Source organism: Streptomyces sp. NBC_00178 (genome assembly GCF_036206005.1).
Lineage (GTDB): Bacteria > Actinomycetota > Actinomycetes > Streptomycetales > Streptomycetaceae > Streptomyces.
Genome location: NZ_CP108143.1, coordinates 2,339,029 through 2,351,968, shown reverse-complemented (window position 1 = coordinate 2,351,968; position 12,940 = coordinate 2,339,029). Strand labels below are relative to the sequence as shown.

Here is a 12,940-nt window from a genome sequence, read left to right as displayed (position 1 = left end):
TGCGACGAGGGACAGGACCTGCGAGCCGGGTCGTACCCTCGCCGCACGGCTGTCCCGCTCGTGGCACCCACGATGCTACGCACGCCACCGGCCCGACCCGGACAGGCGCGAGGCGCGGCGTGTCCCGGCCGTATCGGCCGGTGGGGCCGCCTCGCACGACGAGGGGACCGACCCGTGAAACCTGCCGACACCGTGGCCCGTCTCGACGCGTGGCTGCGGGAACACGCCCCGGGCGACTTCGGGCAGCTCGCTCCGCCCGCCGATCCCCGGCTGGTCGACGGCATCGCACCAGACCGGTTCGACCTGCACCCGGACGTCCGGTCCTGGCTCGAACTGCACGACGGTTCCGCCGTCGACCGCGTACTCGCCGCCGGTGCATTCGTGCCCACCGACTTCCCGCTCCTGGGTGCGGCCCGCATGTCCGACGGGCTGCGGGACATGGAGGAGGAGGTCGCCAGGGCCGTCGAGGACGACGAGGCGGAATACGTCGTCGGCGTGACGGCGGATGTGCGCTGGCTCCCGGTCGCGCTCAACCACACGGGCGGACAGCTCGTGGTCGACCACCGGGAGGGGCCCGGGTTCGGGGCCGTCCTGGAGCTGGATCCGTCCGTCGGCCTGAACGGGGTGAAGCGCTGGGACAGTCTGTCGCACCTCCTGGAGACCGTCCTGGAGGCACTGGCCGGCGGCTCCCCGGTCCCCACCGCCACCGGGCGGAAGGCCGTCCCCCGTATCGAGGCCGACGGGGTGCCGCTGCCCCATGTCGTCTGGGACGTCCACTACGGCTGAGTCCGCCCCCGCCCGCGCGCACCTGCGGGCCCGCACCTCGGTCGGTGCGGGCCCGCAGGCGGTCTTCCGTCCGTGAGGACGCCGGTCGCTAGGCCGGCGGACGCACGGTGCAGACGTCGGTCAGGGTGCAGCCTTCGACACCCGGTACGTCCATGTAGAAGGCGTCGCCGTCAGCGACGCGCGCCTTCGTGTAGAACCCGGACAGGCCGGGACCCCGGCCGGCGTCCATGTTCTGCTTGCCGGCCATGCTGGCCCGGCCGCAGGGCTCGTTCCAGGACGGCGGGTCGTAGTTGTCGTCGTCGAAGAGACGCCAGGTGTCGTCCGGCTGCTGCTTGGCGTACAACTGGGCGCACACGCCGCCACTGCGTACCGGAAGCCACTGGCCACCGCTCTCCTTGGCCGCGGCGAACGGGAACTCGTCGCACTGGACCTCACCCTTGGCGTCGGGTGTGGCGTCGCCGTGCGGGACGAAGGCACCCGGGCCCGTCTTCCGGCAGATCGTGTTGCGGTTGTACTCCTGGGCGGCGGTGTCCGCCAGGCGGTGCATCGGCTTCCCCCGCGACCGGCTGCCCGGGTGGGTCGACAACTCCTCCCGCATCACCCAGTAGTAGGTGGCCGCCGCCGGGTACCGCTTGGTGTTCGTCTCCCAGGTGGGCACGTGCTTCGGGAAGATGCAGCCCGTCGAGTTGGACACGTTGACGGAGTTGTCGCACCTGACCTGACCCCAGAACACCCAGCTCGGTTCCTTGAGCTTCACCGCGCCGGCGGCTGCCGCCGCGGCGGAGGTGAAGCCGAGGAAGGTGCCGCGGTCGAACTCCTCCGTCGTACCGGAGACCGGCGTCTTCCACGTGAAGGTCCGGGTGGCCGACACCCAGTGCGTGTCCACCACCGGCTCCCACACGGTCGGACCGCTCCACGTCCCGTTGTACGTCGTGTCGCAGTTCGGGGAACAGGTGGCGTCCCAGTAGTCCAGGGTCACCGGGCCCAGCGTCGTGTCGATGGACAGGGCGCCCATGAAGAGCTTCTCGCGGGAGGCCGCCTTGTTCTCCAGGAGGATCTCCTGACGCACCATGAACACGGCCGTGCCGACGGTCTTGCCGTCGTGCTCCCAGCGGATCAGCACGGCCAGTTTGTGGCAGCCTTCCCGTCGGGTGAGCGTGTAGCCGGAGACGTCGGCGTTGTCGCACCAGGAGACCAGCGGCGTGTCCAGAGCGGCCGCCCGGTCCAGCGACCTCTGCTGCTCAGGGGTGGCGTACTGGTCGATGTCCGGGTCCAGCGTGATGCACTGCCGGGTGCCCTTGTGGTCGGTGTCCCGGCAGGTCTCCTTCGGCGTCGCGGCCAGCCTGGACACCGAGGTCACCCCGTCGGGTGCGGGCTGCTTCTGGCGGTCGGTGTCCTCCCACTCCGGATCGGGGGCGTCCTCGACGGCGTCGGGGATGACGATGTCGGGCGTGGTGCTCCAGTTCCCGGGCTCGAAGGCGACGGCGTCGAACGCGATGTCCTCGTCGCCGGTGCCGTCCGCGGTGATGGTGCTGAGTCTGACCTCCGGTGTGATGCCCTTGGTGCGGTAGGCGCCGAGGCTGACCCAGCGGTTCGTGCTCCCGGGCTGGGAGACGGTCTTCGTGGACCAGCCGTTCTTGGTCTTGATCTGGTACTCGGCCTGTTTCGTCTGCGCGCCGTGGTCGGGCAGGTGCACCCACACCCTGGCGTCCTTGTCGAGCGTCTGGTTCAGCTTCCAGCTGCCGGTGATCTTCAGGCGGTTGCCCTTGGCGTCGTCCTGGCGGGTGTGACCGAACCAGAAGTGGCTTCCGAAGCCGGCGCCCAGCTGGTGGAGGTCGACCTTGGAGGGATAGACGCTCTCGCTTCCGTTGTTGCCGAAGTCGAAGGAGAAGGAGCCCTTGCTGGTCCAGCCGCTGTTGTCGCACCCCGGACGGTGGACCGCGGTGCCCTGCGGCACGTCGTCGACGATCAGCGCGCCGGACGGCAGCCCCGCGGTGGTGCAGGCCGGCGGGTAGGCGGTGCCGTTCGGCTCCTCACCCATGCTGGTCGAGAAGCGGATGAACTCGTAGCCGCAGGTGTCGACGCAGTCGGCCTTCCAGGTGACCGGCTTGTGCCACCAGCACATGAAGTCCTCGCGCCCGCACGGACCCGAGGAGCCGTTGTCGTTGGACGCGCTGTCGGAGATGCGGCCGGGGAAGCAGTCGTTGGACGTCGGCTCGCAGAACGCGTCCTCGGGCGCCTTCAGATGGGCGCGGTTGTAGAAGGCGCTGCCCTTGGTGGAGACGCTCTCGTTCGTGCCGTTCCAGGTGGCGGGGCGGAAGGCCGCCACCATCACGCCGGGCGACTCGAGGAAGGACGGCGGATGGGCGGCGAAGCCCAGCACCTTCTCCTGGTACGGCCAGTTCTGCGGCCGGGCCGCGGCGCTCGCGTCCTCGCCGCCCGCGGCGTTCTCCATGAAGGGCAGGCGCCCCGCGTCCCACTCCGGGTTGGCGGGGTTGTTGGCCCAGCCGAGCCCCCAGGGAGCCCCGTTGCCCTCATTGGCGTGGAAGCCCGAGTTGTACGCCCACAGGGCGAAGTACCAGTTCTCGGGACGGCCGCTGGTCCCATGGTTGGCGATCATGCCCGCGGCCCGGGTCTCGTTCCACTTGGAGACGAGGATCTGCAGGCCGGCGGCGATGTTCGCGGTGTAGTCGAGCGCTGCGGCACGCTGCTTCTGGTAGTCCCAGGCGGCACCGCCGTGACCGTCCTCGCGGCCGGCCATCCGCATGTGGTCCGTGACCTGCGTGATGCCGTAACCGCAGTCCGCCTCCGCGAAGTCGACGTCCCAGTCGTTGGCGCTGTCGCCGTCGTAGAGGTCGATGCCGTAGTAGTTGCCGATCAGCGGGTTCGCGGTGACCCCGGGCACGGCCGAGCGGGCCGCCTGCCACATGTTCGACTCCTGCGTGGTCACGCCCAGCATGACCTGCGCCATGGCCCGTCCGCCGCCGTCGAGGGCGGGGTTCAGGAAGAGGCTCTGGGGGCTGTACGCGGGCATGCCCAGGTTCTGCCAGTTCGCCGGACGCGAGATGTGGGTGTTCAGGTAACCCTGCACCGCCTGGTCGACGGCCCACTCCACCTGACGGGGCTTCGGCTGCATGGCCTGGTTACCCGGGTCGTTGCGGGGCACCGAGCAGGTCCGCTCGTCCTCCACCGGGTCGCTCGGCGAGCTCGCCGCCGCTACGGCTGCCGCCGTCCGCCCGGCCGCGGCGGATCCGCCGGTCCGGGGCGCGGCGGAGGTCCGTATGCCCGGGGAGAGGGAGCGTCCCTCGGCCGAGTGCCGGGAGGACACCTTGGCGGTGACGGCCCGGAGCGTCCGGGTGCGGCCCGAGTCCCGGACCGTCAGGTCGAGGTCGACGGGCCGGCCGGCCGTGCTCTCGCCGGGCTGGAGCAGGGTGCCCTTGCCGTCGGCCCACCGCTGGTGGGAGACGAGCGCGGAACCCAGCGTGGACACCTGGGCGTCCTTGCCGGCCTCCGGGGCACGCGCCACGCCTGCGGGGGCGGCCGTCCGCGGGGCCCGGCTGGGCCCCGTCACGTAGACGGTGTCGCGGCTGCGGGTCACTCCGAGCCGGCTCAGCGGACCGACGGCCACCTGGACCGGCCGTGCCGTCGTGGCGTCCGGGCGCTTCAGTGCCCCGGCGCCGAGGTGACGCGCCGTGGCGGTGGCGCCCCGGTGGTCCAGGTAGAGCAGACCGCCGTCGGCGTCCGGGGCCAGGCGGAAGGGGACGCTGTCGGTGCGGGTGACGGTGCTGACGTGCCCCTTCGCGTCGAGGGAGATCACCTGGGCGCCGCGCGCCGCGAGGGTGGTGGTTCCGGGGCCCGGGACCGCGGAGGTGACCTGCCCCTTCACCGTGGTGGGCGGGGCGGTGCGGCCGGTGCGCGCGTCCAGGCGCAACAGGCGGGTACCGGGACGCGCCTCGCTGCCGGACTGGGTCAGCACCGCGGCGTCGCCGTTGCCGCAGCCGGGGTTGTAGTAGGAGAGCGAGGAGAGGACGGGCAGTTTGCGCACCGCGCCCGTGGTCAGGTTCACCACGGCGGTGAAGCCGCCGCGGGCCATCAGCTCCGGCTTGTTGGTGAAGGTGCGCGGCGCGTAGACGACGACGGCGTGATGACCCGTTCCGGTCACACACGCGTTGCCGATCCAGGCGTCCGCGTCGAAGCCCGGTTCGGCGAGGGTGGCCAGGGTCTTCCACGCGTAGCCGGAGGAGCCGGTCGCGGTCAGCAGATGGAAGCCGTCGGCGTCCCCGCTCGTCGTCCACGCGACGTCCTGGGAGGACTTCCACTGCTCACCGAGGAGCGCGGAGCGTTCCGACGCGGGCACGGAGGTGGGGTTCGAGGTCGCGGGCGCGGCCACGGCCGCGGGGGCGGACGGTGCCGATGGCTCGGCCGCTCCCGCGGAGGTGGTGAAAAGGGTTCCGCTCAGCATCGCGGCGGCCGTCAGGGCCGCCCACGACGCCCGGGGTCTTGCAGGGCGATGACGCATGGTGCTCCAGGATCTGGGCGGGGCCGCCGCTGGGTGGTCCCGCCGGGCACGGGCGGGCCTCGGACACCGGTGTGCCGGGCACACGGGTGCGGGGCCGCTCGCGCGGAGAAGGTGCGGGGAAGGGGGCCGGACCGGTGAGGATCCTCACCGGCCCGGTCGAGGGGCCGCTCCCCGCAGGCACGTCGCGCCTGCGGGGAGCCGGGGGCCCCGTGGGCCGGTCAGAACTTGGTGCTGCAGGTCATCGGGTACTCGTTGCCCTGGAACTTGACGCAGACCCGGTAGTAGTAGGTGGCCCCGCCGAGCATGTTGGACCAGTCGCTGCCGTTGTGCGGGATCTCGACGCTCAGCGAGCGGATCAGCTTGCCGGCCGAGTCGTACTTCTCGATGTAGCCGAACGAGTTGTAGATCGAGTTGCCGGAGTCGTCGGTGACCCGCACCCATGCGGCGGAACAGCCGCCGGACCAGCGGAGTTCGGCCTTGCGGGAGTTGTTGGTGATGGTGCGCTGGGTGGACACGCTGGAGGTCTCGCACGCGGTCGCGCGGGGCCCCTGGTTGTCACAGCCGGTGCCGCTGCAGCTCGCGGCGTAGGAGGTGCCGGCGAGCGGGATGAGGCCGAGCGCGACGGTGGCGGCTGAAATGGTGGCGAAGCGGGTGACTGCGGTCTTCATATGTCTCTCCTGGGCGAGCCGGTCCCGTGCCGGGCGCGAGCCCCCGGACCGGCGATGTGCGGACCAGTCGTCGCGAAAGCCGGCCGACCCACCGATGCGGTGAGGAGCGGGCACCCGCCTGTCCGCGGCCCGCACCCGTCGCCGTTGGCGGGCATGCCGCGGAGGGCGCGGTGAACCCGCGTGTCGCCTTCCCCCGTGAACCGCCCCATGGAGCGGTGGACGCCCGTGATCCCCCCGGCGTCCGCGGCTGACCTTAGTTCGGCACGGTCGGCCGGACCAGGGAAAATGTTTTGGGCATGTCAGATTTATCGGGGCAATGAAGGTGTGTCGTGCACAGATTTTGCACAGAAAAGGCATATGTCTGGCTGGATTTGATCGAGTGTCTGAAAATCATCCATGAAGAGTGCCGAATGCGGTGAGGCCCCGGCGCAGGGCCGGGCAAGGCGGCCCGCCTGTCCGGTCTCCGCCCGGCCGCCGAGGGGGCAGGGCGGAGACCGGGCGTCACTCGCCGGGGCCGCCGCAGGCGTAGCCGGCGGCGTGCGGGGTGACGAGGCTTCGGACGGTGGCGTCCCGGAGGGAGAGCGTGACGGTGAAACACCGGTGGACGGCGGCCTCCTCCGTGCCGAGGATCGCGTTCCCGCGCTCGTAGATTCCGGTGAAGCTGACCTCCATCGTGGTCGAACGGGGCGTGGTGACCATGCCGCGCAGCGTTCCGCCTCCGCCGTTCTCCCGCGAACTCGCCGCGAGGACCTCCTTCACCTGTGCCTCCGTGAACGGCGGCTGATACGGGGATGCCTCCAGGGCGGCGGTGAAGCGGGCGGCGTCGTTCCGTGTGCGGTCGAAGGCGTTTTTCTCCGCCCCTTCCGGGTCCCCTCCTCCGGTGAGGACTCTCAGGAGGAGGAAGAGTGCGATGAAAAGCAGAAACACGCCGAGGGTGACGACCCACGGCGTGCTTCCGCTTCGCGGCGAGCTGTTCGCCGGCGAATTCGTTGTCAGGATTCCGTCCTTGTCCGTGGAGTGGTGAAGGCCAGGCTAAAGGCCGTTGACGGCCCTGAGGAAGGCGCTGGAGTAGGCACTCGTGCCGAGCTTGTTGGGGTGGTAGCTCTCACGGCTGATGCACCAGGTGCCGCCGACGGTGCACTTGAAGTCCCCTCCGTTGCCGGTCGGAGCCTTGACGATCTTGTTGATGCCCTCCGTGCTGTCGCACGCCCGCTTTCCTTCGAAGTCCCCGTCGGGTGATTCGAAGGACACGGAGATGCCCCGCTGCTTGAGGGCCGCGACCGCCTTCTGCTGTTCGTCGATCATGTACTGGCCGACGTTGTTGAGGACTTCCACGCCGCGCGTCCCGACCCCTGAGGAACACAGCAGGGTCTGGTTGAACAGGCGGGGATATCCGAGGAGGACGATCTTGGCGTTCTTCGCGCGGGCCGCCACCTGTTCCAGGACGGTGGACACCGATCCCACGGCGTCGTCCACCTTCACCCTGAGGTCGGATTCCGCCGCGCAGCCGATCGTCGCGCAGTCCTGGATGACCGTGGGGAAGTCGGCGTCGTTGCCGCCGATGGTGAGGGCGACCAGCGTGGTGTCGTCCGAGAGGATGCCCGAGTCCATCTGTGCGATCTCCCGGAAGCTCCCGTCCCAGTCCCAGTGGATCTTTCCGTCGTTGCCCAGCGGATCGCCGGGCAGCACCTGGCCGACCCATGAATGGGCTCCGGAACAGGAGACGTTCTGGAAGTCGACCGTGGCACTGTTGCTGTCGGCCAGTTCGCCGAGCGGGGCGGACGTGCCGGGCAGCGTGGTCTTGCGGGACCAGGAGTTCTTGCTGCGCCGGCAGGCGTTCCACGCCTTGGTCTCCACGCCGCTGTCGGTCTCCCTGAGATAGTCCCCCGCACCCTCGCCCGAGGTGTACGAGTCACCCAGGACCGCGACCATGTGCTTGGGCTTCGCGGGGAGCTTCTGGAACGCCACCGCGTCCCAGGCCACGTCCTCGCTCCCGTCGCCGTCCTTCGTCGTCGTACCGAGTCTCACCCGGGGTGTGCCGCTCACGTTGTACACGCCGAGCGAGACCCATTCGTTGGCCTTGCGCTTCTGGCTGATGTAGCGCGTCCTGGTGAAGGACTTCCCTCCCAGGTCGATCTCGTACTTGGCCTGCTGGGTGTGGGCCCCGTGGTCGGGGAGATGCACCAGGATGCGCGTCCAGCCGTTCAGCTGCTGTCCGAGCGTCCAGAGGCCCGACATCTCCAGGCGGCCGCTCTCGTCACCGGACTTGCGGGTGTGGGAGAACCAGAAGTGGTTCCCGTATCCGGCGCCTATCTGGTGGGTGTCGATCTTCCCGGGATAGGCGCCCCCGACACTCTTGTAGGTGAAGGCGAAGGTGCCGTCGGAATGGGCGGTTCCGCACCTCACTCCGGCCGTCGTCGTGTTGTTCGGCACGTCGTCCACGATCAGCGTGCCGGAGGGAAGCCCGGCGGAACACCGGGGCGGGTACGACGTGGTCGCGTCGGCCTGTTCCGGGTAATCCGTGTTGTTGAAGCGGTGAACGGCGTTTCCGCAGTGCCCGGTGTCGCAGTTCTTGAAGGTGACCGGCTGGTTCCACCAGCAGTACATGTCGTCACGGTTGCAGGCGCCGAGGCCGGGCTCGTTCTTGTCGTCCGGTCCGATCAGGCCCGGGTCGCACTCGTTCGTGACGTCGCAGAAGAGACCTTCCGGAGCCTTCATCTGGGTGCGGTCCTGATTGGTGCTCCACCAGGCCGCCCGGTATCCCGGCTGCATGTCGTCCGGGGCGAACAGGGCGGAGATGGGGCGGGCCGCCCAGCCCATCACCTTCTCCTGGTAGGGCCAGTCCTGCGGGTGCGCGGCATGCGAATAGTCGTCCTTGCCGTCGGAGTTCTCCAGGAAGGGGGTCCGGTTCGCCTTCCACAGCGGGTTCGCGGGATTGTTGGTCCATCCCACGCCCCACTTCCCCTTGTTGTCGGGGGCGTCCGACCGCTCGTAGAACCCCGCGTTGTACGCCCAGAGCGCGAAGTACCAGTTCTCGATGTACTTCGGCTTTCCGTCGTTGACGATCAGGCCGGCGGAGCGCGTCTGGTTCCACTTCTCGGCCAGCTTGTCCGCGCCGGCCGCGATGTTGGCGGTGTAGTCGAGGGCGGCCGCCATCTGCTGGTTGTACGAGAGGGTCGGCTGGCCCTTGCCGGGCAGTCGCATCCCGTCCGTGATCTGGGTGATCCCGTACCCGCAGTCGGCCTTGTCCCAGTTGATGGCCCAGGCGTCGCCCTGGTCGCCGTCCGCGGCGTACTGGATGCCGTAGAAGTTCCCGATGAGCGGGTTCGCGGTCACGCCCGGTACGGCGTAGCGGCTCGCCTGCCACATGTTGGACTCCTGCGCGGTGATGCCCAGCAGGATCTGCGCCGGGATGTGCCAGTCCGCGTCACGGTTGACGACTCCGTCGGGGTCCCCGAGGAGCGGCCGGATCGGGAAGAGCTCCTGAGGGGAGTAGAGGGCCATCTCCATCCCCTTCCAGTCGCCCGAGCGCGTGATCCACTTGTCGAGGCCGTCGATGACGGCCTGGTCGACCGCCCACTCGACCTGACGGGGAGTCGGCTGGAACGCCTGCGCGCTGGTGTCGTTGCGCGGAACCGAGCAGGTGCGGGGGTCGTCCACCGGGTCGTTGGGGCCGGAGGCCGCGGCCGTCCTGCTGCCGGTCGCGGCGGACCTGCCTGCCGCGGCGGTCCCTGCCGGGGCGGACGGACGGACCGGCAGGCTTCCCTCGCCCAGCCGTCCCGCGTCCACCGGCGAGCGGCCGGGCACGGAATGGAGCTGGACGTCCCTGCCGGTCCCGAGCACGTGGATGCCGGTGGCCACCGTCCGCTCGGTGACCGCCTGCGACGCGAGGGCCGGTGAGCCTTCGCCGCTCTTCCACCGGGAGGTGACCGCGGCATGCCCCCTGCTGGTCATCCGCGCGTCCTTGTCGAGCTTCCCGGGGTTGTGCAGGTGGGCGGGGAGCCCGCCGCCGGCGGTCCGCGCCGAGCCGGTGACGAAGACCTCGCCCGACGCGGTGCCGGCCAGGTCCATGCCGTCCAGCCGGCCCGAGGCGAGGACACGGGCCTTCGTGGTGGCCCTGGGGGAGCGCACGGCGGCCGCCGTCACGTGGGCCACCTCGCCCCGGGCGGCCGCGGATCCGTCCTGGGCGCGCGTCTTCTCCAGGTACGTGACACCGCCCGCCGCGTCCCGGGTCAGCTCGAAGGGAACACCGCGCGTCCGGGCGACGGTCGTCCGTGAGCCGTCCTGCCCGATCCGTACCAGCCGGGTCCCCTGGGCGGCGACGGTGACGCCGTCGCCGTACGGGATGGCGGAGGTGATCTGGCCGTCGACTTCCCGGGGCCTGCCCGCCGTGCCCTTCGCCGCGTCGACGGTGATCAGGCGGGTCGCGTTCTCGCCCATGCTCTCGTCGGTGAACTGGGACAGGACCGCGGCGTCCCCCGCCCCGCAGCCCGGGGAGAAGTACGCGAGGGACGCCTGGACGGGCAGCTTCCTCACCTTGCCCGTGTCCAGGTCGACGACGGCGGCGAAGGCGCCACGCGCCATGAGGGCCGGCTTGTTGGTGAACGTCCTCGGCGCGTAGACCGCGACGACGTAGCGGCCCGACCCGGTGAGACAGGCGTTGCCGATCCACGCGTCCGTGTCCGGACCGGGTTCCGACAGGCTGGCGGCCGTCTTCCAGCTGTAGCCCGATGCCGCGTCGGCCACCAGGACGTGGAACCCGGCTGCGTCACCCGAGGTGGTCCAGGCCCGGTCGGAGGCCGCGCCGAGGACCTTTCGGCGCTCGCCCGCAGGAACGGCCGAAGGCTCCGTCCCGTCGCTCCTCACCGGTGCCGCGCCCTGGGCCTTGGGGGCCGGGGCGTCCTCCGCGTGGGCGGGCAGCGCCGCCGGTGTGATCAGCGACATCGCGGCGGTGGCCACCACTGCGGCGGTCCACCGTCTCTTGCGGAATCTCACTCGTTCTCCCGTTGGTGTGCGTGTGCGTGCGGCGCGTCCCGTCGGACGGGACACGTGGTCCGGGCGGGTGTGGGTGGAGCGCTCCCACCCACGCGACGGAGCCGGGCCGGACCGTCCGTCCCGATTGCGGCGGACCGTGCGTCCCGATCGGGCCCCGTTGCCTGCCGGCTCCCGGAGCGGGCAGGGGAGCGGGCGCCCGTGGGCGCTCCGTCCGTGCGGACTGTCCGGGAGTGGCGGAACGAGGTTCCGGCGCCCCGGCGACGCTGCCCGGGCCTTCTCGGCGTGATCCCCTGCCGGGCGGCCGAGGCCGGTGCGGCGTCGGGGCCACCCGTGGCGTCTACCGCCTCGGATACCGGTGAGACCGTAGCCCCGCAGGGCCCGCAGTTGAGGGGTACATGATTAATCGGCCGGTTACCGATGTGCTGACCTGCCGCTATGTCTGAAAACGATCTCCTATGTCCTGTTGTCCCGTGTCTCGGGCCGGGGCGCGCCGAGGTGCCGCCCCCGCCCCCGCCGCCCTCGGGCGTCCGCCGTCCTCGGCTCCGGAGAGGACCGTTACCATCCCTTGTGACCGAAACAGCCGAACCGCGTGTATCCCGCACGCGCATATTCGCCGACCTGACCCCGCTGCGGACCTCGCCCGACTACCGGCGGCTCTGGTTCGGGAACACCGTGTCCTGGATCGGGCAGGGCATGACGGCGCTCGCCGTGTCCCTGCAGGTGTACGACATCACCGGGTCCGCGTTCTCCGTCGGTCTGATCGGTCTCTGTTCACTCGTCCCGCTGGTGCTCCTCGGCCTGTACAGCGGGGCCGTCGCCGATACCGTCGACCGCCGCAAACTGGGGCTGTTCAGCGCGGGCGGATCGTTCCTGCTCTCGGTCGTGCTGGCCGCCGTGACCTTCGCCGGGGTCGAGCACGTCGGGCTGCTATACGCCGTCGTCGCGCTCCAGGCCGTCTGCTTCGCGCTCAACTCACCGGCCCGCAGCTCGATGATCGCCCGGCTGCTCCCCGCCGGACAGCTCCCCGCGGCCAACGCGCTCAACGCGATGACCTCCACCACGGGCGGCCTCGCCGGGCCGATGGTCGGCGGCGTCATCGTCGGCTGGTGGGGCTACCGGGCGGCTTACACCGTCGACGCCGTCACCTTCACCGCCTCGCTGTACGCGATGTGGCGGCTGCCGTCGATGCTGCCCGACCGCGGGGAGGGGGAGCAGGGGAAGGCCGGGAGGGCCTCGGTGCTGGACGGCCTGCGCTTCCTGGGCACCCGGCCCAATCTGCGGATGACCTTCTTCAGCGACCTGAGTGCGATGGTGCTGGCCCAGCCGCGCGCCCTGTTCCCGGTGGTCGCCGTCGTGTGGTTCGGGGGCGACGCGAAGACCACGGGGCTGCTCGTCGCCGCACCGGCGTTCGGCGCCCTGCTCGGCAGCGTCTTCTCCGGATGGCTGAGCCGGATCCGCAGACACGGGCTGGCGGTGCTGATATCGGTGGCCTGCTGGGGCGCCGCCATCGCCGTGTTCGGGCTCACCCGGCAGCTGTGGCCGGGACTGGTCCTGCTCGCCCTCGCCGGATGCGCGGACTCGATCTCCATGGTCTTCCGCAACACCATGCTCCAGACGGCGGTGCCCGACGAGATGCGCGGCCGGCTGCAGGGCGTGTTCATCGTCGTCGTGGCGGGCGGCCCGCGCCTCGGCGACCTCATGGCCGGTTCCGTGGCCGACCTGACGTCCCCCGCCGTGGCGGTGACCGGGGGAGGGCTCGCCTGCGTCCTGGTGGTCTGCCTCCTGGGACTGCGCTGGCGCGGCTTCGCACGGTACGACGCGCTCGACCCCCGGCCCTGAGGGACCGTCCCGTCCATTCACCGATACGGGAATGTCCGGCATGCGGGCAGGGCTTGTCGTCACGCCCTTGGCGCGGCCAGGATGCCCGCATGGCCCCTGCCCTCGTATCGCGTCGCCACGTGGATCTCCTGCG

At 70.7% G+C, this 12,940-nt stretch carries 6 protein-coding genes; 2 read left to right on the top strand and 4 right to left on the bottom strand.

Annotated features, from left to right (window positions below):
- Positions 1–174: 174 nt before the first annotated feature.
- Positions 175–786 (top strand): hypothetical protein, encoded by a 612-nt coding sequence (locus OHT61_RS10180; RefSeq protein ID WP_329037069.1) that lies wholly within the window; start codon positions 175–177, stop codon positions 784–786.
- An 88-nt stretch (positions 787–874) separates the two neighbouring features.
- Here the strand turns inward: OHT61_RS10180 and OHT61_RS10175 are convergent, their stop codons facing one another.
- The 4 genes from OHT61_RS10175 to OHT61_RS10160 form a co-directional block, all read right to left on the bottom strand.
- On the bottom strand, positions 875–5,248 hold the full coding sequence (locus OHT61_RS10175; RefSeq protein ID WP_329037067.1) for a golvesin C-terminal-like domain-containing protein: 4,374 nt from the start codon (positions 5,246–5,248) through the stop codon (positions 875–877).
- 275 nt (positions 5,249–5,523) lie between these two features.
- On the bottom strand, positions 5,524–5,973 hold the full coding sequence (locus OHT61_RS10170) for a DUF2690 domain-containing protein (RefSeq protein ID WP_329037065.1): 450 nt from the start codon (positions 5,971–5,973) through the stop codon (positions 5,524–5,526).
- Between the two features lie 501 nt (positions 5,974–6,474).
- A complete protein-coding gene (locus OHT61_RS10165) occupies positions 6,475–6,900 on the bottom strand; it encodes a hypothetical protein (RefSeq protein WP_329037064.1) in 426 nt (141 codons plus the stop codon).
- Positions 6,901–7,005: 105 nt separating this feature from the next.
- Entirely contained in the window at positions 7,006–10,968 is a 3,963-nt protein-coding gene (locus OHT61_RS10160; RefSeq protein ID WP_329037062.1) for an SGNH/GDSL hydrolase family protein, read from the bottom strand.
- A 567-nt stretch (positions 10,969–11,535) separates the two neighbouring features.
- On the opposite strand from OHT61_RS10160, the gene OHT61_RS10155 reads away from it, so the two are divergent.
- Positions 11,536–12,807: an MFS transporter gene (locus OHT61_RS10155; protein WP_329037061.1), complete on the top strand. Its 1,272-nt coding sequence runs from the start codon at positions 11,536–11,538 to the stop codon at positions 12,805–12,807.
- Positions 12,808–12,940: the final 133 nt, after the last annotated feature.